Annotated in this window: 20 protein-coding genes and 2 tRNA genes; 7 read left to right on the top strand and 15 right to left on the bottom strand. The window is 57.7% G+C overall.

All coding sequences use genetic code 11. From position 1 onward, the window contains the following. Positions 1-123 precede the first annotated feature (123 nt). The 4 genes from rlmB to HMPREF3175_RS00700 all read right to left on the bottom strand — a co-directional run bounded on the left by rlmB (position 124) and on the right by HMPREF3175_RS00700 (position 4,475). The gene (gene rlmB, locus HMPREF3175_RS00685; protein WP_070490155.1) at positions 124-1,095 is read right to left on the bottom strand and encodes a 23S rRNA (guanosine(2251)-2'-O)-methyltransferase RlmB; all 972 of its coding nucleotides are present in this window, start codon (positions 1,093-1,095) and stop codon (positions 124-126) included. A 95-nt stretch (positions 1,096-1,190) separates the two neighbouring features. Continuing rightward, positions 1,191-2,648, bottom strand: coding sequence for a cysteine--tRNA ligase (cysS, locus tag HMPREF3175_RS00690; RefSeq protein WP_070490157.1), 1,458 nt, complete (start codon positions 2,646-2,648; stop codon positions 1,191-1,193). A gap of 10 nt (positions 2,649-2,658) precedes the next feature. Continuing rightward, entirely contained in the window at positions 2,659-3,942 is a 1,284-nt protein-coding gene (gene ispD, locus HMPREF3175_RS00695; RefSeq protein WP_256173769.1) for a 2-C-methyl-D-erythritol 4-phosphate cytidylyltransferase, read from the bottom strand. Positions 3,943-3,974: 32 nt separating this feature from the next. Beyond that, positions 3,975-4,475, bottom strand: coding sequence for a CarD family transcriptional regulator (locus HMPREF3175_RS00700; protein WP_035757383.1), 501 nt, complete (start codon positions 4,473-4,475; stop codon positions 3,975-3,977). 338 nt (positions 4,476-4,813) lie between these two features. Between HMPREF3175_RS00700 and HMPREF3175_RS00705 the strand changes: the two genes are divergently transcribed. Further along, positions 4,814-5,374: a hypothetical protein gene (locus tag HMPREF3175_RS00705; RefSeq protein WP_035757385.1), complete on the top strand. Its 561-nt coding sequence runs from the start codon at positions 4,814-4,816 to the stop codon at positions 5,372-5,374. Between the two features lie 133 nt (positions 5,375-5,507). Here the strand turns inward: HMPREF3175_RS00705 and HMPREF3175_RS00710 are convergent, their stop codons facing one another. Continuing rightward, positions 5,508-6,188 (bottom strand): response regulator transcription factor, encoded by a 681-nt coding sequence (locus HMPREF3175_RS00710; protein WP_035757387.1) that lies wholly within the window; start codon positions 6,186-6,188, stop codon positions 5,508-5,510. 10 nt (positions 6,189-6,198) lie between these two features. Continuing rightward, positions 6,199-7,392: a sensor histidine kinase gene (locus HMPREF3175_RS00715; RefSeq protein ID WP_035757389.1), complete on the bottom strand. Its 1,194-nt coding sequence runs from the start codon at positions 7,390-7,392 to the stop codon at positions 6,199-6,201. Between the two features lie 225 nt (positions 7,393-7,617). On the opposite strand from HMPREF3175_RS00715, the gene phoU reads away from it, so the two are divergent. Beyond that, a complete protein-coding gene (phoU, locus tag HMPREF3175_RS00720) occupies positions 7,618-8,286 on the top strand; it encodes a phosphate signaling complex protein PhoU (protein ID WP_035757391.1) in 669 nt (222 codons plus the stop codon). 98 nt (positions 8,287-8,384) lie between these two features. Here the strand turns inward: phoU and HMPREF3175_RS00725 are convergent, their stop codons facing one another. Further along, a complete protein-coding gene (locus HMPREF3175_RS00725; protein ID WP_070490161.1) occupies positions 8,385-9,128 on the bottom strand; it encodes a phosphoglyceromutase in 744 nt (247 codons plus the stop codon). Positions 9,129-9,185: 57 nt separating this feature from the next. Then, positions 9,186-9,542 carry a DUF2516 family protein gene (locus HMPREF3175_RS00730; protein WP_052048632.1) on the bottom strand — a complete coding sequence of 119 codons (357 nt, stop codon included), beginning with the start codon at positions 9,540-9,542 and terminating at the stop codon, positions 9,186-9,188. A gap of 61 nt (positions 9,543-9,603) precedes the next feature. On the opposite strand from HMPREF3175_RS00730, the gene tmk reads away from it, so the two are divergent. The 4 genes from tmk to HMPREF3175_RS00750 all read left to right on the top strand — a co-directional run bounded on the left by tmk (position 9,604) and on the right by HMPREF3175_RS00750 (position 13,478). Further along, positions 9,604-10,374 (top strand): dTMP kinase, encoded by a 771-nt coding sequence (gene tmk / locus HMPREF3175_RS00735; protein WP_070490162.1) that lies wholly within the window; start codon positions 9,604-9,606, stop codon positions 10,372-10,374. Then, on the top strand, positions 10,371-11,585 hold the full coding sequence (locus tag HMPREF3175_RS00740) for a DNA polymerase III subunit delta' (RefSeq protein WP_070490163.1): 1,215 nt from the start codon (positions 10,371-10,373) through the stop codon (positions 11,583-11,585). Before tmk ends, HMPREF3175_RS00740 begins: the two co-directional genes overlap by 4 nt. Before the next feature lie 119 nt (positions 11,586-11,704). Next, positions 11,705-13,240 (top strand): alpha/beta hydrolase, encoded by a 1,536-nt coding sequence (locus HMPREF3175_RS00745; RefSeq protein WP_176745100.1) that lies wholly within the window; start codon positions 11,705-11,707, stop codon positions 13,238-13,240. A 165-nt stretch (positions 13,241-13,405) separates the two neighbouring features. Beyond that, a tRNA-Thr gene (locus HMPREF3175_RS00750) sits at positions 13,406-13,478 on the top strand. Between the two features lie 133 nt (positions 13,479-13,611). On the opposite strand, the gene HMPREF3175_RS00755 is transcribed toward HMPREF3175_RS00750, so the two are convergent. The 4 genes from HMPREF3175_RS00755 to HMPREF3175_RS00770 are packed head-to-tail and all read right to left on the bottom strand — an operon-like array spanning position 13,612 to position 17,700. Beyond that, entirely contained in the window at positions 13,612-14,130 is a 519-nt protein-coding gene (locus HMPREF3175_RS00755) for a hypothetical protein (RefSeq protein WP_070490167.1), read from the bottom strand. Positions 14,131-14,181: 51 nt separating this feature from the next. Further along, positions 14,182-14,385 carry a YbdD/YjiX family protein gene (locus tag HMPREF3175_RS00760; protein ID WP_256173766.1) on the bottom strand — a complete coding sequence of 68 codons (204 nt, stop codon included), beginning with the start codon at positions 14,383-14,385 and terminating at the stop codon, positions 14,182-14,184. A 9-nt stretch (positions 14,386-14,394) separates the two neighbouring features. Continuing rightward, on the bottom strand, positions 14,395-16,650 hold the full coding sequence (locus tag HMPREF3175_RS00765) for a carbon starvation CstA family protein (RefSeq protein WP_070490169.1): 2,256 nt from the start codon (positions 16,648-16,650) through the stop codon (positions 14,395-14,397). 48 nt (positions 16,651-16,698) lie between these two features. After that, complete coding sequence (locus tag HMPREF3175_RS00770) at positions 16,699-17,700, bottom strand: NAD(P)H-quinone oxidoreductase (protein WP_070490177.1); 1,002 nt, start codon at positions 17,698-17,700, stop codon at positions 16,699-16,701. 139 nt (positions 17,701-17,839) lie between these two features. On the opposite strand from HMPREF3175_RS00770, the gene HMPREF3175_RS00775 reads away from it, so the two are divergent. Next, a tRNA-Ser gene (locus HMPREF3175_RS00775) sits at positions 17,840-17,927 on the top strand. A gap of 239 nt (positions 17,928-18,166) precedes the next feature. On the opposite strand, the gene HMPREF3175_RS00780 is transcribed toward HMPREF3175_RS00775, so the two are convergent. The 3 genes from HMPREF3175_RS00780 to HMPREF3175_RS10080 all read right to left on the bottom strand — a co-directional run. After that, positions 18,167-19,450 (bottom strand): MFS transporter, encoded by a 1,284-nt coding sequence (locus tag HMPREF3175_RS00780; protein ID WP_035757398.1) that lies wholly within the window; start codon positions 19,448-19,450, stop codon positions 18,167-18,169. Next, positions 19,447-20,598 carry a JmjC domain-containing protein gene (locus HMPREF3175_RS09790; RefSeq protein WP_083289326.1) on the bottom strand — a complete coding sequence of 384 codons (1,152 nt, stop codon included), beginning with the start codon at positions 20,596-20,598 and terminating at the stop codon, positions 19,447-19,449. The genes HMPREF3175_RS00780 and HMPREF3175_RS09790 overlap by 4 nt, the downstream gene beginning before the upstream one ends. Then, positions 20,591-21,866, bottom strand: a 1,276-nt coding sequence (locus HMPREF3175_RS10080) for a hypothetical protein (RefSeq protein WP_218078862.1), incomplete at its 5' end; no start/stop codon positions are given. The genes HMPREF3175_RS09790 and HMPREF3175_RS10080, both read right to left, overlap by 8 nt.

The raw sequence follows: 21,866 nt of genomic DNA on the forward strand, positions 1-21,866 counted from the left end.
ACACCAAAACGCAAAACCACCCACACACCGGCCAGCGTTCCAGCCATGAACCCCGTAAATACAAGGCAAAACTCCCCTGTACCACGTTCCAGGACGCAGTTCAGGGGAGTTAGCGAAGAAGATTCAGTTCTGTGATGCTCGTCGCTTATTCGCGATCTCGTACAGCGTGATGCCCGCAGCCATCGATGCATTGAGAGACTCCATCGCAGCGTTAATCGGGATCGAGACGATCTGATCACACGTCTCCGAAACCAAACGCGACAATCCCTTGCCCTCGTTGCCCACCACAACAATCAGCGGCTCATCAGCAAGTTCAAGTTCAGGCAGGGATACATCACCCCCGCCATCCAGACCCAGAACATAGAAGCCATTCTGCTTGGCCTGCCGCAGAACCTGCGTGAGGTTCGTGGCCCGCGCAACCGGCACACGTGCAGCAGCACCAGCAGAGGTCTTCCACGCTGTAGCAGTGACACCAACCGTTCGGCGCTCCGGAATCACGATCGTCCCAGCACCAAAGGCCGATGCGGAACGGATGATCGCACCCAAGTTACGCGGATCAGTGATACCGTCCAACGCCACAACCAACGGGGCCCCCGCTGTTCCGTTGCGGTAGTTCTCCATCGCATCGGCAAGGCTCGCGGCAGCATCCGGATAGTCATACGGCGGGATCTGCATCGCAATACCCTGATGCACAGAGCCGTCTGTCAAACGATCCAGCTCAGGCTTAGTCGCCTCAAGAATCGGAATGCGTCGCTGAGCCGCGATCTTCAACGCTTCACGGATGCGGTCATCCACATCAATCTGAGCCGCAACATACAAAGCCTTCGCCGGGATGGAGGCCTGCAATGCCTCCAGCACAGCGTTACGCCCGTTCACGTGCTCCTCAGAGAAACGACGACCACCAGTCGGTTGGCGACGGTTGCCTTGCTTGTTCTGCGAACGCTCCCGCAAAACCTTGGCACGATGCGCCTTGTGATAGACCCGGTCCTCCGCCTTAGGAGTGGGACCGCGGCCCTCAAGCGCGCGCTTATTCTTACCGCCGCTGCCCTTAGAGGGCCCCTTACGGTTACGTGGTGCCTTACGTGGCGCCGACATATGCCCTCCTCAACGGACACAACGATCAACTACAACGCCCGGAACCCGGACTAACGTCAAGTCTAGGCTCTGAAACCCCTACGAGCTTCCAAGCTCTACAATCCAGTCAAAACCCACGATGCGCCATCAGCGCCATCCTTGACCGTGATGCCCGCCGCAGCGAGCTCATCACGGATACGGTCAGAAGTCTCAAAGTCCTTCGCCGCACGCGCGGCCGCGCGCTCAGCCAGACGCGCCTCCACCAGTTGCGCCAACGCGTCCGATTCGGCGCCCTGACTAGACTCAACAGTGGACGCCGCGTCATCAAGGCCTAACACCGCGGTCATCGCCGCAACCTGGCGAGCCGCGTCCAACGCGGCACCGGCCTCCGCGCCGTCGCCTGACCCTAAAGCTGCGTTGCCGCGACGCACCGTCTCATGCAACGCCGCAAGCGCCTGCGGAACATTCAGATCATCGTCCATGGCTTGAGCGAAAGCCGGCGCAACCTCGCCACCAGCCACAGCATCGGCGCCAAACTTCTCGGCAGCCCTCGCAACAAAACCCTTCACACGCTCCAGAGCGGCACCGGCCTCCGCCAGAGACGACGGCGAATAATCCAACTGCGAACGATAATGAGCCTGGCCTAAGAAATACCGGACAACATCCGCCGGAGCCTGTGCCAACATCTCACGCGGAGACACCGTGTTCCCCACGGACTTCGACATCTTCTGGCCCTCAAACGTCACCATGCCGTTATGCATCCAGAAACGCGCGAAACCATCGCCAGCAGCCTGCGACTGAGCCATCTCATTCTCGTGATGCGGGAAACGCAAATCCAAGCCACCACCGTGGATATCGAACGTCTCGCCAAGGTACTTACCCGCCATCGCCGAGCACTCGATGTGCCAGCCTGGCCGGCCACGCCCCCACGGCGAAACCCACGACGCCGTCAACGGGTCGCCATCCTTATGGCCCTTCCAGACCGCGAAATCACGCGGATCACGCTTACCGCGCGGATCAGCGTCGCCAGCATCCTGCATGTCATCCACCGACTGATGCGTCAGCGCACCGTAGGAAGGATAGGAACGGACATCGAAATAGACGTCACCCGAGCCATCCTCAGCCGGGTACGCATGGCCCGCATCGATCAGACGCTGAATCAACGCGAACATCTCCGTCATGTGCCCCGTAGCGCGCGGCTCATACGTCGGAGGCAAAACACCCAATGTCGCATACGCCTCACGGAACGCCGCCTCAAAACGGTACGCCAACGCGAACCACAACTCATTAGCCACATAATCCGGGCCGAGCTGAGCAGGATCAGAGAAAGACAGCGCCGACTTCTCCAAAATCTTGTCATCAATATCCGTGACGTTACGGACCATCGTGACCGTGAAACCGCGATACATCAGCCAGCGCCGCAAAATATCGAACGCGATGGCCGAACGCACGTGCCCCACATGCGGCATCCCCTGAACCGTCGCGCCACAGTAATACAGCCCCACATGCCCCTCCTTGACAGGGACAAAATCGTGGACGGCACGGGTACGAGTGTCATAGAAACGCAAGCTCACAGACCCAACCCTATCGCTTCGGCGTCGGATACACCCACGCGACCGCGCGGGCCGAAATACCCTCGCCCGCACCCTCGAAACCCAAGCCATCCGACGTCGTGGCAGCGACCACAACCGGAGCGCCCAAGGCATGCGACAACACACGGTTCGCTTCCTCACGCCGCTTAGCAAAGCGTGGACGGTTCCCCACAAACTGAACCGACACGTTCCCCACCGTGAAGCCCGCTTCTCCCACCAAACGCCCGGCCTCACGAACCAGCGTCACGCCAGACGCGCCAGCGAACTCAGGGCGGTCAGTACCAAACTGGGTGCCCACATCCCCCAAACCGGACGCCGCGAACACCGCATCACACACAGCGTGAGCCACCGCATCACCATCAGAATGCCCACTCAAACGGCGCTCCCCCGGCCACTCAAGCCCAGCCAACATCAACGGCAAAGCCCCAGGCGCTGACGGGTCCTCATCCGAAAACGCGTGAACATCAAAACCCAAGCCAACCATCGGCAGGCTGCCTGCAGGGATTCCCTCACCCAACTCGTGCACCTCACTCATGGTTCCAACTCCCTTCTCTTCAGCGGCACCGGCCGCGAGAATGCCCTCAGCGATAGCAACATCCTGCGGATGCGTGACCTTCAACGCCCGCTCATCCCCGGCAACCACCACAACCCGGTATCCAGTCTGTTCAAGCAAGCCCGCATCGTCACTGGCATCCCGGCCAACCGACTCGCGGTGCACACGCCGCAACGTATCCGCGACAAAACCTTGCGGCGTCTGCACAGCACGCAGCGACGAACGCTCCGGCGTATCCACCACCACGCCATCAGCATCAACGATCTTGTACGTATCCACCGCAGGTAATCCCGGAACAACGCCGTCCACATCATCACGGGAACGCAACTGCTCAACAACCCGCCCAAACAAGGAGGCAGGCGCAAAGGCGCGAGCGACATCGTGAACCAACACGAAACGCGCATCCCCCACAGCTGCAAGACCGGCCGCCACCGATTCCTGACGCGTCGCCCCGCCAGGAACACACGAAACCGCAACACCGGCAACCTCAGGACGCTGTGCGACGAGTTGCGCTACACGCCCATCAGAAGGCGGCGTCACAACAACAACCTGCCCGGCCAGGCCCGGATCAACCACAACATCGAGACAATGCTCAACCAAACTCCGGCCAGCAACAGCCGCCAAAGCCTTAGGCATACCGGCCTTTAAACGCGTACCGGAGCCCGCCGCCACCACAACGATGGCCACAGACTCCGGTGAACACTCGGCCGGAAGAAGAGTCACATGAGGTGACATTCAACCCCCGATACGAAAACTTAGACCTTAGCCTTACGCTTCCCAGACAAAACATCATCCAGGACAACCTCAGCCTCATCTTCCGTCAGCTTCTTAGCAAGAGCCAACTCCGAGGTCAGGATAGTGCGCGCCTTAGCCAGCATGCGCTTCTCACCAGCAGACAGACCACGATCATTCTCGCGGCGCCACAAGTCACGCACAACCTCAGCGACCTTATTCACATCACCAGAAGCCAGCTTCTCCAAGTTCGCCTTATAACGACGAGACCAGTTAGCAGGTTCCTCCACATCCTGAGCCTGCAACACCTCGAAAACGTGCTCAAGCTCATCCCGGTCCACAACGTCGCGGACGCCAACAAGATCCACATTCTCAGCAGGGACCTCAATCACCAAGTCACCCTGGGCAACCCGAAGCTTAAGGTACATTTTCTCTTCGCCCCGGATGGTGCGCATCTTAATCTCTTCGATCGTGGCAGCACCGTGATGTGGGTAAACGACCGTCTCTCCGACGTCAAAAATCATGCGGATAAACCCCTTTCTAGATAACTAGAATATCACGACTAACTCCGCACCTTTCCACAGAACCCCGTAAACATAGGGGAAACGGCACTTAACGGCTCAGTACCTTCAACGCGCAGTTATCTATACGCCGACTGGCAACACAGTCACCACAACAGCGGCCCACGCACCCCAAATAAACGATCGAATCACCGCACAAGCCCGAACGGTTTGTCACCAACACACAGCCGAGGCCGCGAGAAACACACAAACACGATAGAATCGCAGGAGGCGGTGGTCTGCTTGCACCCTTAAATGAGCAAACAACCGCGCAGATGACTCATTGATGAGGAGCTAATTTCGTGAAACTTCCCGTGAAGGCCCGCATCCGCCGCGCCGCCTCGGGCGCCGCCCTTGCTGCGCTTGCGCTCACCGCTACCGGCTGCGGTGCGATCAACGACCAGGCAACCACTGCCCAGTACGACCCATCAGACGGTGTCTCCGCGCACGTCGGCGACGTCACCATCCAGAACCTGATGCTCGTCACCAACGGCGCCGACCAAGAAGCCCGTTACCTCGGCACCATCGTGAACAAGGGCAAGGACTCTGCAGACCTCAGCCTCGAGTTCAGCGGCAACTCCGTAGACACCAACGTCACCGCAGACAAACCGCTGCGCCTCGAAGACGATAAGAACGCCGAAACTTTCACGGTTCCAGGCGACACCAGCAAGGAAACCAACAAGGGCACCTACCCTGGCCAGCAGGTCCTCGTGACCATCAAGAGCGGCGGCAACAGCACCACCGCGAAGGTCCCAGTAGTCGACGGAACCCTCCCTGAGTACGCCAACTACGTCCCAGGTGGCCACGACAAGTCACGTAGCGACCACCTCAAGCCCTCCGAAAAGGCCGACCACGGCCACTAAGAACACAGCCTGACCCGCGCTAACCGCCGGGCATGGCACAATAAAACGCTGTGGGCCGGACACTCGCTCGAGTGTCCGGCCCACAGCGTTTTATACGGTAACTGCGCGGGAAACGGTACCTACGCTAGGAAGACTAGCCTTCGAACTTGTATCCCAGGCCGCGCACCGTCACCAAGTGAACAGGCGAGCCGGGCTCCTCCTCAATCTTGGCGCGCAGACGCTTCACATGAACATCAAGAGTCTTGGTATCGCCAACATAATCCGATCCCCACACTCGATCGATCAGCTGCCCGCGCGTCATCACACGGCCCGCGTTACGGAGCAACATTTCAAGAAGCTCAAACTCCTTGAGCGGCATCTGCACACGCTCACCACGCACCGTGACCACATGCCGTTCGACATCCATCCGGACAGGGCCAGCCTGCACGGTTGTGGAAATCAGCTCTTCCGCTTCCCCCTGGCGACGCAAAACGGCCCTAATCCGGGCCAGCAGTTCACGCGAAGAATACGGCTTCGTCACATAGTCATCCGCGCCCAGCTCAAGACCCACGACCTTATCGATCTCAGAATCCTTAGCCGTCAACATGATGATCGGCACGTTAGAACGTTGCCGCAACTGCCGGCACACCTCAGTTCCCGGAAGTCCCGGAAGCATCAAATCCAATAAAACGAGGTCCGCGCCATGCAGGTCAAACTCCTGAACCGCGGTTTCCCCGTCAGCAGCGACTGCGGCATCGAACCCCTCGCGTTCCAAAAGGAAGTGGAGCGGATCGGAGAGCGACTCCTCATCCTCCACAATCAGAATGCGTGTCACCGTGCTGTACTCACTTTCCCTCAACGCTCGAGGCTTCCTCGAGGCTAGAACTTGCCGAGGAAGCGCTCTGCTCTTCCTCACTTTCGAGACGCGGCAAACGCAACGTGAACGTAGAACCCTGCCCCGGCTGCGACCACAAGGTCACCTCACCACCGTGGCTCTCCATCACGTGCCGCACGATACTCAAACCCAACCCGCTACCACCAGTCGAGCGGGCACGAGCCGAATCAAGCCTGTAGAAACGCTCAAACACGCGTTCCTGTTCATCAGCCGGAATACCCGGACCCTGGTCAGTCACCGTGACCGAAACCAAACCATTCCGGTCACTGATCCCCACACCAACCGTGGTGCCTTCAGGGGAATACCTGATCGCGTTATCAATCAGGTTCCGCACCGCAGTCATCAACAGATCAGATTCGCCATAAACGGTCGCGTTCTTGACGCCGCCAACCTTGATCTCAATGTCCTGCTCACCCGCGATGAGCGCCGTACGATCCACAGCCTCATTCACAAGCTTGGACATATCGACTTCCTCACCCGCCTGCACAACATCAGCAGACTGCAGGCGTGACAGCTCAATAATGTCTTGGACCAAAGCCGCCAACCGCTGCGATTCCTTAGCCAAACGCTTGGTGAACCGCCGCACCGCGACCTCGTCATCAGCCGCGCTCTCAATAGCTTCAGCCAACAAACCCACAGCACCGACCGGGGTCTTCAACTCGTGTGAAACGTTCGCAACGAAGTCGCGGCGCATGGTAGCTGTACGAGTGATCTCAGTGCGGTCATCTGCAAGGATCAAAATATGCTCCCCACCCAGCGGCGCCATACGCACATGCACCACAATGAAACCCTGCCCCACAGGGCCGCGCGGAAGCTCAAACTCGCCTTCACGAACCACACCATCGCGGCGAACATCAGCGATCATCTCCACAATGTCGCTATGCACCAACGTATGGCCCCGCACCAACCCATACGCGTACGCAGACGGATTCGCCCGCACCACGCCATCGACCTCATCGACCAGAACATAGGCACGACCAATAACCCCCAACACGTCTGCCGCTCCTTCCGGCAAATCAGGGGTGTCATCAGCGAGCTGGAGAACCCTGCCACGCTGCGATGCGTTATAAGCAAGGACTCCGCCCACACCTATGAGCAGGCCCACCAGGCCTGAAATCACGGCAATGAGTTGCGTATGGTCCACACTAAGAGCCTAACCCTGGAAAACTAGACAACAACCGGAGAATGCACTCCCCTACGACCTGTTCACCTGATGTTCATGTAACGCCTACCGCCGCGATACTTAGCGGAGCAAAGATAATTCATAGTCCCCCACATGTGCCCAGTGAGAGACACACGGCGTGAGCCGCACACAGCAAAACTCACCGCCGCCGCACATGTCTGACAATCGAGAGGAACACACGCAACCGTGCGCAAAGTCTTCCAAGCAGAGCTGACCTCCATCGGCGAAGGCCTCATCACCATGTCCCACCGTGTTGCAACCGCAATGGAACAGGCATGGGAGGCGTTCACCACCCAAGACACCGAACTAGCGCAGGAAGTCATCGCAAGCGACGCTCGCATCGACTTCATGCAGAACGAACTGGACGAGCGCGCCATCGACGTCCTCGCCCTCCAAGGCCCAGTCGCCTCCGACCTCCGCATGATCGTCGGTTCGCTGCGCATGTCTGCATCCCTCGAGCGCATGGGCGATCTCGCCCGCCACATCGCCCAGCTGGCTCGCCTGCGCTTCCCTAACCCGGTAGCACCAGAAAGCATCATCCCAACCTTCGCTGACATGGCGAAGCTGGACATCGAACTGGCACACATGCTCGGCGACCTGCTCGACACCCGCGACCTGAGCCTGGCGCGCCAGATCATTGAAAAGAACCGCCAGATCGACGAACTGCACTCCTCTGTGTTCCGTGCCGTAGCCGCCCCAGAATGGGACGCACCATCCGAAACCACAGCAGACGTGACCCTGACCTCCCGCTACCTCGAGCGCTTCGGCGACCACGGCGTCTCCGTGACTCGCAAGGTCACCTACCTCGTGACCGGCGAATGGGAACCAGAGTCCGTAGACCTCCCATTCAAGTAACCGATACGCCTCACTAACCGTTCGCGGCTGAGAGAGCATAGAGCTGGGGCCAGCACCTGTGGCAGGTGCTGGCCCCAGCTCTATGCATTACCTAGGCGTTACTTCTTACCCTGGTTGGCGACGTTAGCGATCTCAGCCGCGGCAGCATCCGGATCAAGATAGGTGCCGCCCGGGGTGACAGGCTTCAGGCTCTCATCCAGCTCATACACCAGCGGGATACCGGTCGGGATGTTCAACTGGGCGATATCCTCATCCGAAATACCATCCAGGTGCTTCACGAGCGCCCGCAACGAGTTACCGTGCGCGGTCACCAAAACAGTCTTCTCGGCCTTCAGATCCGGCACGATCTGCTCAGTCCAGTAAGGCAACAGACGCTCAAGAACCTGCTCAAGGCACTCGGTGCGCGGCATCGAAACAAGGTCCGCGTAGCGAGGGTCATTCGCCTGCGAGAACGGCGAATCATCCTCCAGCTCCGGCGGCGGAGTGTCATAAGAACGGCGCCAGGTCATGAACTGTTCCTCACCGAACTTCTCCAAAACCTCGGCCTTGTTCTTGCCCTGCAACGCACCATAGTGGCGTTCGTTGAGCCGCCACGAACGCTTGACCGGGATCCACACATGATCCGCGGCCTCCAAAGCGATGTTGGCCGTCACGATGGCGCGAGTCAACAGCGAGGTGTGAAGCACATCAGGCAGGTTGCCGGTCTCCTTGAGCAGCTCACCGCCACGCTTGGCTTCCGCACGCCCCTTCTCAGTCAACGTCACGTCATACCAGCCAGTGAACAAGTTCTTCTCGTTCCACTCGCTCTGACCGTGCCGAAGCAAAATCAGCTTATAAGTCATGATCCGCCTTTCATTCCCGCGCAAGCAGGGTCTCTCAATGACGATGGGTGCCGCGGCTTAATACGAGCCGTACCCGTTCTTACCGGACACGTTAGGACGGACCCCCGCCAAATACACGCCTGTGAAGATCGCCGCAGCCAAAATCAGGATCATGCCGAAGCTGCCACCGCTTAGAATGCCGGCGCCGAAAGGCCGACCTATCAAAGCGGTCACACCGCTGACACATGAAAGACCTGACACGAGCGCTGCCGCTGCGAGGGCTCCTGTCCACGCGCCCTTCGACATCCTGCTGAAGACGCGGAAACGGTCCGCGGGCTGCCCGAGGCAGTCCAGCAACGCGAATAACGCGAGAGCGAAAATGGCTCCGTCGATTAACACGGAGATCACGAATTCGATCATGAGAGCCCAAGTCATGCGTCCCATTCTATGTGTTCACCCTCATGTTTTGGACCTAACCACCGGTAGAGTTAAGTACATGCAGGTAGATGCCACACAGCAACACCGTAATACCGCCGGTGTGTTCATCGTGTTTGAAGGAGGCGACGGGACAGGTAAATCAACCCAGTCTCGCTTGCTCGCCGAGCACCTGCGTTCGGCCGGTTACCGCGTTGAAACCACCCGCGAACCAGGCGGAACGGCTGTTTCCGAGGCACTGCGCGGCATCGTGCTTGACCCGGCGTTCGCTCCGATGGACCCTGTCACCGAAGCTTTGATCTATGCTGCGGCGCGTTCGGCTCACGTCAACGACCGGATCATCCCGTGGCTGGAAGCTGGCGCGGTTGTGATCTCTGATCGCTTCCTTGATTCCTCGCTCGCGTATCAAGGTGCAGGCCGCGGGCTCGGCCTGGAAACAGTTGCCTCCATCAATGCCCCGGCCGTGCGGGGGCATGAACCCGACCTCACCATCGTGCTCACGATGCCGGTAGCGGACTCGCGTGCACGCCAAGGCCAACGCGGAACCAGCGACCGCATCGAAGCCGAGCCCGATGAGTTTCACGGAACACTCATGGAAGAGTTCGAGCGGATCGCGGCACTGGATCCGCAGCGTTATCTTGTGATCGATGCGCGGGCAAGCATCGAAGACATCGCGCAACAGATCAACGCGGCCGTGGCTCCCCTCATAAAGCGTGTTCCCCTAACAGCGCGGACCGAACAGGCCGAGCAGGCCCCGGCGGCGCGGCCTGCGGCGGGCTCAGCGTCCAATCCTGCACCTGATGCCGTGACAGATGCCGGAGGTAGCGCATGAGCGTGTGGCGGGACCTCCCTGGACAGGAGCGGGTGGTTGAGCAACTCAAGCGCGCGGTGAGCGGTAGTGCGATGACCCACGCGTGGCTCATGACCGGCCCTCCGGGCTCAGGACGCACCAACGCGGCCCGCGCGTTCGCTGCCGCCCTTGAATGCGAACAGGCCGCGCCGGAAGCAAAGGGCTGCGGTGAATGTCCGGCGTGCCGCACCGTGCTCGCTGGAACACACCCCGATGTCAGCATGGTGACAACCGAGAACGTTACCTACTCGATTGAAGACGTCCGCCACCTCATCAGCACAGCCCACGACAGGCCAGCCACGGGACGCTGGCGGATCATCATCGTTGAAGACGCCGACCGCATGACCGAACGCACCACCAACGTGTTGCTGAAAGCCATCGAAGAGCCACCCCCGCACACCGTGTGGATCCTATGTGCGCCTTCGCCCGCCGATGTCCTGGTCACGATCCGTTCCCGTTGCCGCAACATCACACTCCGGATCCCGGATAACGCCGATGTCGCGGAGCTTTTGGTTCGCAGGGACGGGCTAACCCCGGCGCAAGCTGAGTTCGCGGCCCGCGTTTCCCAAGGCCACATCGGTGTTGCCCGCAGGCTCGCCCGCGACGAGGGGGCGCGGCAGCGGCGTGAAGACATCGTGAACACGCCGTTCAGAGCCACGAACATCGCTAACGCTATGGCGGCAGCCGCCCATTTCGTTGAGATAGCGACCGCGGAGGCGACCGCATCCGTTGAAGAGCGTTCCCAAGCCGATGAGGCTGCGTTGAGGGAAACCTTCGGCTTGTCCCCGGAAGAATCGATCCCGCGGCAGTTACGCACAGAATTCAAGCGCCTCGCCGATGCCGCTAAGCGCCGCGGACGGCGCGGAACCACAGACTCGATAGACCGCGCATTGATCGACCTGACGACGTTCTTCCGCGACGTTCTCACAATCCAGCTCGGCACAGGTCAAGAGCTCGTCAACGCTCACCTAGCGCCGCAGCTGACCCAGTACGCGAACGCGACGAATCCGGGGCACTCTGTTGCCGCGATCGACCACATCGGGACCGCACGCGAGAGGATCGCCGGAAATGTGAGCCCACAAGTAGCGATCGAAGCGCTCATGGCCGCGATCATCGTCTCACCCCGTAGTACTACTCCGCGAAGTTCTGCTTCACCTAGACTGACTGCGCCCAGACCGTCTGCGGCTCGATGAACCTCCCGAGCCACCAGCAGACCCTGGCCTACTAGCTCCATCAGATCGACATCAGCGAGGATAATGTGACTTCCCCACACCAAACCCGGCTCCTTCCGGGTGCTATGCCCCGCCGGGGCATGATGTTCAGTGCAGCAGCCGCCGCTGTTGCGTTAGCGCTCACCGCTTGCGGCGGTGGCGGTAGCAACGGCGGGCCCGAGGCGAGCCCGGCCGAGTCGTCGAAAGCGCCTGCCACGGAAGCCGTCAGCGGCAAAGACCTGAAGTCTTTCTATGACCAGAAAATCGACTGGCAGGAATGCGGCAACTTTGAGTGCGGCGAGATCGCAGTTCCACTGAACTACGAGAAGCTTGACGAGGGCGCGATCACGATCTCAGTTATTCGTGCGAAAGCCACCGATAAGTCTGAAGGCAGCTTGGTTGTGAACCCGGGCGGGCCGGGCGCCTCAGGTGTCAACATGGTCAAGGACGCCGCCTCGATGCTGTTCTCCGATGAGCTACGTAAGAGCTACGACATCGTCGGTTTTGATCCTCGCGGGGTGGGTAGCTCGACGGCCGTGAAGTGTTTCACGGACAAGGAGCTCGATGCGCGCATGGAGGAATCTCGTATGCCGCGCAACAACGAGCAGAGCATCAAGGAGATCAAGAAGGACGCAGAAGCCGATGTGCTCAAGTGCAAGCAGAACACCAAGCCGGAAGGGCTGCTGAGCCAAATCACCACACCGAACTCCGCACGAGACATGGATATTCTGCGCGCGGCCCTCGGCCATAAGAAGCTCGACTACCTCGGCTACTCATACGGCACCGAGCTCGGCGCCCAGTACCTCTCGTTGTTCCCAGAAAACGCTGGACGCATGGTGCTGGATGGGGCGCTGGACCCAAGTCTCGAGATGGAAGAGGTCGGGCTTGGGCAAGCGAAGTCCTTCGAGGAAAGCCTGGATTACTACCTTGAGTCCTGCACCGAGCAGCCGAATACTTGCTGGTTCAAAGGCGACGTTGCGGCTGGCCGTAAGAAGCTCACCGAAGCGATCGACAAGTGGGATGCCAAACCGATGACCACCGAGGACGGCCGCAAGTTCAGTGGCGCCGCCGTTTTCGAGGCAGCCCTCTTGCCGATGTATGAGCCAGCAGCCCATGACATGCTCACTGACGCGTTGAGCCAGGCGATCGAAGACAATGACCCAGAGGGGATCGCGATGCTGTGGGACTTGTCTACTGAGCGTGGAGAGGACGGCAAGTACCGCAACAACACCAGCCAGGCGTTCTACGCATACAACTGCATGGATTACGGCGCGTCTGCACTGACGGAGGAATCCCGCAAGAAGACGCGCGAAAAGTTCAAGAAGGAAGCGCCGTTCTACGGCGAGGCCCTCAGCGAGCACGATGGTTGCGCTGGCTGGCCTAACGCCGGTGGCGCCGCGCAAGATGACTTCAAAGTGTCTAAGGACATCCCGCCTGTTTTGGTGGTCGGCACTAAGCACGACCCAGCAACCCCGTACCAGTGGTCCGTGAGCCTGCAGAAGCAGCTTCCAGGTTCTACCCTGCTGACCTTTGACGGGTGGGGCCACACCGCTTACGGGCGTTCCAACGAGTGCGTCACCACCGGGGTCGAAGACTTCCTACTCAAGGGCAAGATGCCGAAGAAGTCTAACTGCTAACGGATCGCCTCGCGCTGTTTACGGCGTTGTTGTGGCCGCGCGTAGGCTCCCGTTTCAGCGCGGTTTCAACGCAGTTTCACCCGCGTTTTGACCCTGGCGCGTTGAACCGATAGAGTTTCGACTCGTGGCATGCACCTTGCGTGTATGCCGGCGGTTCACCGCCAGGCCTCCTTAGCTCAGTCGGTAGAGCGTTTCACTCGTAATGAAAAGGTCGCCGGTTCGATTCCGGCAGGGGGCTCGCACAAAAGGTTCGTGGCCGTACCAAGACTGGTACGGCCACGAACCTTTAACGTTTTCAGCGCTTATGGACTGGGCGGTGTTTAGCTCTGCGGTGCGCGTACCCTACTCTGCGGTGCGCCGGCCAACAGTGTTTAGCGATGCAGTGCCCGCTGCAGGGCAGCTTCCGCCTTTTCAACGTATGAGTCCACTGCCCCGCTCTTGCGGTCCAAGTTGTCTTTCGCCGCTTTGTTGTCTTTCGCCGCTTTGGCCTCTTGCGGCGCGCCACCCTGGCCAGCTTCTGAGGCGTCCTCGGCGGTAGCCCACCCGAGCATCGCTGCGGATTGAGCGAGGGTCGCAGCGTGCGTGGCTGCTTTCGTCAACGCGTGGTGCACGTCCAGAGCGGCGGCCGGGACATGGTCTCCTGAAGACGGGAACGCCGCTTGCGCTCGGCGTGAGACCTCACGTACGCGTTCAAGGTGGTCACCCACCTCGTCCGCGTACGTGAGGATCACGTGATACGCATCATCAGCTTGCGCCTGCTCCAGGACCTGGTGCATACGGTCCACCGCGCGCCGGAACCGCCAATAGTCTGAGCGCCACACGCCCTCGCCTAGATCCTTGGTGTCCTTGCGGTCCGGGTTACCGAACATGGTTTTGAAAAACTCACGCATGCACCCAAGATAGCTGGTTTGAGCGGGCTAAGCCTCAACAGCGGCGGCGGCTCAACAGCAGCGAGCCCCAGGGTTCTTGTCCTGGAAATCGTGGTATTGGCGCCACCACTCTTTCTCGCTGAGCGGCTCTTCACCGGGGTGCACCCGTTGAAAATGCTCAACATAGCGGTGGTATTTATCCGCGCCTACGACACCGCTGAAGAAGCGGCCGGACTTGCGCAGAAAATCCACGACCGTTGCCATGACCTGTCCCATGAGAATGGGTCACTCCTTCCGTGGAGCATTCCCGGTAACGACCTTCTGGTCATATTCCTTCCAGCGCTGCTCAAGCTCACGCTCCGGCTTCGAAGCAATCAAACCGCTAGGCGCGTAGATCTTAGACTCCACTTCCTCGGTCTCGAACGGATCCACAACCTTGCCGTGGCGGTAGGCCTTGAACGTGACGACGGTTGACGCCGCGATCACGATGATCGCCAAAACCATGAACAAGATCGAAAGCGAACCCTGAACAAACGTGTTACGGACCACCGCGTTCATCGCTTCAACATTGCCTGCCGTGCCAAGGCTCGTCTCGCCAGCGGCGAGCGCTTCCTTGAACTTGAAGTGATTAGCCCAGTAGCCCACCGAAGGGTTAGGCGAGAAGATCTTCAAAAGCGAAGCGTACATCGTAATGACGGTGGCGAAAGCCAGCGGCAAGACAACGACCCAGATGTGCTTGAAGCGTTGCTTCTTCGCCACGATGGCCATGACGATCGCCAACGCGATCGCAGCCAGTAGCTGGTTAGAAATACCGAACAGCGGGAAGAACGTATTAATACCGCCCAGCGGGTCAGTCACACCCAGAATCAAGATGTAGCCCCATAGGCCAACCATGATCGCGGTGGTTATCCAGACGCCCGGTTTCCACGACATGTCCTTGAACTTAGGGATGTAGTTACCGAACGCGTCCTGCAACATGAAGCGGGCGGTACGAGTACCGGCGTCCACAGCAGTGAGGATGAACAGGGCCTCGAACATGATCGCAAAGTGGTACCAGAAGCCCATCATCGAGACGCCGCCGAACCACTGCTGCATGATGGAGGCCAAGCCGACCGCGAGCGTCGGAGCGCCACCCGTACGGGATACGACAGACTCTTCACCGACGTTATTGGCAAGCTCAGTGAGCATGTTCGGTGTCAGCTCGGTCGCACCGACTAGGCCGAGCGAGTTCACGAACTGGACCGCGCCTTCCACGGTCCCACCGGTGAGACCAGCACCCGAGTTCATAGCGAAATAGACGCCGCGGTCAATCACGAGAGCACAGATGAGCGCCATGATCGCAATGAAAGACTCCATGAGCATGCCGCCGTAACCCAAGAAACGGGTCTGGCGTTCCTTCTCAACGAGCTTCGGGGTGGTGCCCGAGGAGATGAGAGCGTGGAAGCCAGAAAGCGCACCACACGCGATAGTCACAAACAGGAACGGGAACAACTTACCCGAGACCACCGGGCCGTTCTCGACCGAAGCGAACATCGAGACGGCTGGCGCGTCCAGCATCGGGCGCACCACAACGATCGCGACAGCCAACAGCGCGATCACACCGATCTTCATGAACGTGGACAAGTAGTCGCGCGGCGCGAGCAACAGCCACACCGGCAGGACAGCGGCGACGAAACCGTAGATGATGATCATCCACGCGATCGTGGTCTTATCCAGGTGGAAGAACGAAGCGCCCCACTCGGATTCAGCGACCCAACGGCCAGAGATGATGGCGAACATCAACAGTACGAAACCGATGATGGAAACTTCCATAACCTTGCCCGGGCGCAAAAAGCGCAGGTAGACGCCCATGAACAGCGCGATCGGGATGGTCAGGCCAACCGAGTAAAGACCCCAAGCAGACTCACCCAAAGCGTTCACGACCACGAGCGCGAGGATCGCGACGATGATCGTCATAATGAACACGGTCGCAATGATCGCCGCGGTACCTGCAAAACGGCCTAGCTGCTGGCGAGCCATCTGCCCCAACGAGACAGCGCCAGAACGCATCGAGAAGAACAGAACCAAGTAGTCCTGGACGGCACCTGCGAGGATCACACCAACAATGATCCAGATAGTACCGGGAAGGTAACCCATCTGGGCCGCCAAAATCGGTCCAACCAGCGGGCCAGCGCCCGCAATCGCAGCGAAGTGGTGGCCATACAGCACGCGACGGTCTGTCGGCATGAAGTCCTGGCCGTTATTCTTCACCTCCGCAGGTGTTGCCCTGCGGTCATCAGGCTTCGCAACTTTACGCTCAATGTACTTCGCGTAGAACCGGTACGCGATCAAGTATGTACCGACCGCCGCGAAAACCAGCCACACCGCGTTGATCGGCTCGCCGCGGCCCAGCGCGATCGCACCCCAACCAACCGCGCCCAACAGGGCGACTCCGACCCACACGATAATGCGGGTCGGAGTCCATTTACGTTCCTCTGCTTCCAGGACGTCAGGTTCAACGTACGCCGGTGGCCGCTGAACCTCGTCTGAGGTTGTAGACATAAGAAACCTCACTCAAATAGGTACTTGCGATGACTTGTACAAGACACACTACTCCCGGTTGTCGGGATGCGTCGTTAACACGATCTTGCCGAAATGCTCGCCGCGCGCCAGATACTCATGCGCGGCCCTCGCTTGCTCCAGCGGGAACTGCGCATCCACGGGCACCGTGACCCGGCCATCGGCGATCAAAGGCCACACATGCTGACCCACAGCCGCAACGATCGCCGCCTTCTGGTCCGCGGGCCGTGCCCGCAACGTAGTGCCGTGCACCGAAAGCCGTTTGATCATCAACCGGCCCATATCCAGCTCAGCCTTCCGGCCACCCACCAAACCGATCGTGACCATCCGGCCATCAGTAGCCAAGCATCTCAGGTTACGGTCCAGGTATGCCCCGCCCACTACATCGATCACAACATCCACGCCCCGGCCGTCGGTGAGTTGCTTGATGCGCTCAACGAAATCCTCATCCCTGTAGTTGATCGCCTCAGTTGCGCCGCGTTCACGCGCCCACCGGCACTTCTCCGGGGTCGATGCGCTCGCGTACACCGTGTGCCCGCAGGCCGAAAGCCACTGCAGCGCGAACGTCCCGATACCGCCCGATGCGCCATGCACCAGAACGGTCTCCCCCGCTTGCAGGCGCGCTGTCATCGCAAGATTCGAATACACCGTGGCGGCAACCTCGATCAACGCAGCCGCCCCCACCATGCTGATACCGCGTGGAACCCGCAAAACCTGCGCGACCGGGGCCACCGCATACTCCGCGTAACCACCCGTATCAATCAACGCGACCACGCGTTCACCCAACGGCCATACCTCTTCGCTCACGCCGCGGCCGTAGCCCACAACCTCGCCAGAGACCTCAAGCCCCGGAATATTCGAGGCACCTTCGGGGGGACGATAGTTCCCTTCACGTTGCGAAACATCAGCCGGGTTAACACCGCACGCATGCACCCGGATCAACACCTCTCCAGAGCCAGGCTCCGGAACGGAGGCCTCCCCCACCCGAATCACCTCAGGGCCGCCCGCCCCATCAAACGCGACCGCAGTCATCGCTGCGGATGTCTTCACATCTGACGGAACCACCGGCCTCGGCTGGCCGGGCATTTTCACTTCACGATCAGCACACATACTCCCCAGAGTGACACGAATACAGAGTTGACGGAAGCATGCGATAAACTCAAGCGTTGTTGGAGGGTTGTCCGAGTGGCCGAAGGAGATGGTCTTGAAAACCATTGTGCGGTAACCCCGTACCAAGGGTTCGAATCCCTTACCCTCCGCTGGCCTAACCCCGGGATCGTAGAGATTCCGGGGTTTTCCTTGTAATCACGCGGTTTTGCCATGTTTTTTAGTGCTATCAGTCTTGCAGTTGTACTCAGATGTTAGCATTAAACTAGGCATAATTTAGGCATAACAGCCGTTTTCTAGGCACAGATTAGGCACAACAGGGCACGAAAACGATGAGCATCAGGAATCTACCCAACGGCAAGGGAGCCCCAAAAAATATCAGTAACCGTTACTACTTTGCAGCCTCAGACATGTATTCGTAGAGCTGCCGGTTAGTGATTGCAATAAGCGACTTCTCTCGAATTACCCAAAATCCAGAAGCGAATATGCCTCCAAAGGCAATCGTGAGGACAACACTGATAGGGGCATACGTGACAGCTAAGGCTGCTAATAGAGCGCCTACAGGCTCAATCCCCCAGGTAAATAATCGACTCGCCGCGGAGTAGCGTCCAAGGTACTGTGACGGTACTAGCACTTGTTTGATGGTCTCAAATAAGGCGATATTCGTAAGAGTCGCAGCAGCCCAGATACCAAGCGCGGCTCCCAGTACAAATATCTGACTGGTCGGGGTAAAGACAGGAAGTAGAACTATGAAGATACCCATAATGCCTGGGATCATTAGAGTTGCGGCCATGAGTCGGTGGGGTCGAAACTTTCGGATGGCTTTTACAGAAATCCAGACACCAAGTAGCCCAATGAGTCCACCAATCGTTCCTGCTAGCCCAAAGGTGATTGCGGTTAGATCTGCATACCTGATTGCATAAACGGCAAAGATCGCCTGGACTGCGGAGGTGAATAGATTGAATTGGAAGATTCCAAGATTCATCCGAAATTGTGCCCGGTCTCTAAATAAAATATTGAAACCAGCCACCGCCTCTTGGATAAAACTTTTTCCCGTTTCGGAATCGGCCTTATCTGCACGTTGAATGCTACCTCCGCCAGGTTTGAATACAGGTCGCATAGAGAATGGCCCGACAGACACGACTATGTACAACGCTGCAACAACGGCCATGAGCCACGAAGGTCCTAGGTATTGAAGCACCCAACCTGCTGCGGCACCTGCCCCTATGTCGGCGGCGGATCGTAAACCAGCTATCCAGCTGTTGGCAGTAGGCAGTTTTGAAGGTCTGACTAACGCAGGAATGTAGGCTGATACGCTGCTCTCATATAATGCCGTCATTCCCCCGATGAAGAAAACGCCTACGATCAAGACGGTGATAGAAACCGCATCCTGCATAAACGCATAGGTCAGTAAAGCGGCGGCCACGCCACGTGCGATCGACAGGAATCCTAGTAAAAGGTCTTTACGTCGCACATCTGCAAGAGGCCCCAGGAGCAATAGGAAAATTAAAATTCCCAAACCGCTAGCAGCATTGAGTAGTGCTACCTCAGAATCTCTAGCGTTAAGAACTGTCACCGCTACCACAGGAATCGCAAACAACACGTACTGGGAAGTAAATGTTGAACCAGCTTCTGAAGCATATAGACGGAATAAAATTGATTTTTGGTGGTTCATGGAATGTGTTTTTCAGATGTTGGATTGGCGGAGACTACACCATATCCGGCCAGGGTGGATAAGATCGGAAACTTATCCACGTCAACATGGTCAAGTCTTTTACGGTCCAACAGTGTCCGGAGGGTTGTTTCAAGCTCTCTGCTAACCGTTGCTTGCAGGCCGCTGGTCATAGTCCGGATTCGTGTTGTGTTTTCATCGACAGAGTTAAGCGTGAACGATTCCTTCAGCTTTACTGTAACTGCCCCAAAAGTCACCGCGTCCCAACTCGCATAGATATCTTCTATCCGCTCATTCCATTGCGCTGAGGTTTCACAAGTTTCTTTTGAAGATTCCTGCAATTGATGTTCGAGAGCACTAATAATGGGTTCGATGTACTCGTTTAACGGGGGTTGATAGTTGTCGAACGGCAATTGTTCATGAAGCTTTGATGGGAAGGCTGAACTTTCGACAGTTTTGCTCAAAAGCTGGCTGAAAAGTTTTCCATATCGGGGTCGTTCTACAGAAAAGGTGATATGAATTGACCCCTTAGATGATGACGTACCTGAGTGAGGTGTGCCGGAAGGTAGGGTTATGAGGCCGCCAGTTTGCAGGAGCCCGGACTGGGTCAAATTGGAATAATCTCCTTCTAAAATTCGAGACATTGTCCCGACGCCTGGCTCTGGCTGCCCATATCTCCAATGTTTGGAGCCAGCCGTCTGGACCATCATTACGTCTTCTTCATCTATGTGAGGCGCCAAGCCTTCTACGTTGGCAGGGGTGATGTATGCCGTAGCAAGACAAGGGCGTTGGAGCTGATCTTCAAAAAGCTGACACACCTCAGCTACCTCTGGTACTGACAATTCCAAGCTATCGAGCGTAACCGTGGCCCCTTGCGAAATCAGCTTGGCGATACGTTCAGGGCAAATGGAATCGTTAACTTCTTGACGGCCTACGACTGTGGTGCGCGTATATCTAGATTCTTGAACTTTTCGGCCACGAAGAGCTACGCGCACCTGAGGTGTTCGGGTTAATGGATTCCTTAGCAATCTTCCTAAGTCGCTGAAATCGAAGTGAATTATCGACTCAACTTGACTGAGGTGAGCAGTCTCGCCGGCTTTCAGTCGTTGGAGACCTTCTTCTAGAAGTGCTTTTGAAGTTTTATCAAGCATTTATGGCACCCTTTAGATCATGGAAGCTGAACATACCCATAGAATTTGTCTCAAAACTGATCGGGCTTCTGAATAACACACGAAGACGACCGATGGTAATCTGCCGAATTACCTTATTCACAGCCTGCTCTAGACATCGCAAGTGTTCAAGGCTCGGCGCTGGCATTGCGAGTGTTTCTTTGATCATCACCGACAGTTCGGCAGATGCAGCAGTAGTGTGGCCCTTCTGTCTCAAATAACCCAGTGTTTCAGGTATTGCCCCCAAAGGTGAAGAATTTAGCGGCACCCTTAAGGACAAAATTATTCCAGCTGGGTTGACACGATTCATTACAATGTCTTCGTATGGAACTTGGACTGGATATAACAGTCCTTCGGTCTGTTTTGCTATTTCTTGAGCCATATCGCCGTTTGGGTGATAGCCCGAAAAATATAGAGGTACAGAGCTCCTGGCCATGGCGGAACCGTAGCTACTCATGCGTTCGCCTTTTTCTACAGGTAAGTTCCGTTGGGAGCGGTCTTTAGGCACAGGAAATAAGCGCGAAACAGTGGTCGAAAGGTAGGGAGCTATAATTGGTTCCCTTTTCAAGTATCGTTCGATAGAGTTCCAAAGCTGTGCAGGGACTCTGCTACCCGCGGTGAGGACATAACTAATGTTAAAATTTATCGGCTCATTGAATGGTCCGGGGTCTGATTCATAGTAATCCCTAGGTAGACCAACTCCCCAGCCTATGTTGATGTCTCCGGAGAAGAACTTCTTTCGGCCTTCATTTCGAGAGCCAAAATCGACTAGTTCCACTCCAAAGCGCCCGTCGGGGACACTCAGAAGCGTAGCGAATTTGTTTTCGTATCCGTTGGCTAATTTAAAGTCCCCAACGTGACGCCCGCCGACAAGACTAAACGCGAGACATTGTGCAGTGAGCACAGACGGAAGTTCTGCGATGGGGAACCTTGTGTGCATCTGCAAACGATCTCTACTCACTGTTACACGTTTAATTAGGCGTCCTAGCCATGCACTTGCGGGGGTAGTGCTAATCGAATGAACGATACCCTCAGCTATCTCGCCTAACTCATAACGACTTTCACCGGGCAATTTAGGGCCGGCTTTAAAAGCCCAATCATGGTCAGCAACTCTCATTGCATCACCCAGGAGTGCAGGCACGACCCGTCCATCAGAGCATTCTGCGTAGAGTGGTTGCGTGATCTGGGATTGTAGTAGTCCGTAGTTGTAATCCCTGTGCAGTGAAGTGTCCCGGGTTTTGTTCCTAGGC

The organism is Arthrobacter sp. HMSC08H08 (assembly GCF_001807575.1).
Lineage (GTDB): Bacteria > Actinomycetota > Actinomycetes > Actinomycetales > Micrococcaceae > Pseudoglutamicibacter > Pseudoglutamicibacter albus.

Excerpts from the sequence above, each read along its gene's own strand:
- rlmB (WP_070490155.1), bottom strand. The coding sequence starts at position 1,095 with ATGTCGGCGCCACGTAAGGCACCACGTAACCGTAAGGGGCCCTCTAAG.
- HMPREF3175_RS00700 (WP_035757383.1), bottom strand. The coding sequence starts at position 4,475 with ATGATTTTTGACGTCGGAGAGACGGTCGTTTACCCACATCACGGTGCT.
- HMPREF3175_RS00725 (WP_070490161.1), bottom strand. The coding sequence starts at position 9,128 with ATGACTTATAAGCTGATTTTGCTTCGGCACGGTCAGAGCGAGTGGAAC.
- HMPREF3175_RS00730 (WP_052048632.1), bottom strand. The coding sequence starts at position 9,542 with ATGACTTGGGCTCTCATGATCGAATTCGTGATCTCCGTGTTAATCGAC.
- tmk (WP_070490162.1), top strand. The coding sequence starts at position 9,604 with ATGCAGGTAGATGCCACACAGCAACACCGTAATACCGCCGGTGTGTTC.
- HMPREF3175_RS00740 (WP_070490163.1), top strand. The coding sequence starts at position 10,371 with ATGAGCGTGTGGCGGGACCTCCCTGGACAGGAGCGGGTGGTTGAGCAA.
- HMPREF3175_RS00745 (WP_176745100.1), top strand. The coding sequence starts at position 11,705 with ATGATGTTCAGTGCAGCAGCCGCCGCTGTTGCGTTAGCGCTCACCGCT.
- HMPREF3175_RS00755 (WP_070490167.1), bottom strand. The coding sequence starts at position 14,130 with ATGCGTGAGTTTTTCAAAACCATGTTCGGTAACCCGGACCGCAAGGAC.
- HMPREF3175_RS00760 (WP_256173766.1), bottom strand. The coding sequence starts at position 14,385 with ATGGGACAGGTCATGGCAACGGTCGTGGATTTTCTGCGCAAGTCCGGC.
- HMPREF3175_RS00765 (WP_070490169.1), bottom strand. The coding sequence starts at position 16,650 with ATGTCTACAACCTCAGACGAGGTTCAGCGGCCACCGGCGTACGTTGAA.
- HMPREF3175_RS00770 (WP_070490177.1), bottom strand. The coding sequence starts at position 17,700 with ATGACTGCGGTCGCGTTTGATGGGGCGGGCGGCCCTGAGGTGATTCGG.
- HMPREF3175_RS00780 (WP_035757398.1), bottom strand. The coding sequence starts at position 19,450 with ATGAACCACCAAAAATCAATTTTATTCCGTCTATATGCTTCAGAAGCT.
- HMPREF3175_RS09790 (WP_083289326.1), bottom strand. The coding sequence starts at position 20,598 with ATGCTTGATAAAACTTCAAAAGCACTTCTAGAAGAAGGTCTCCAACGA.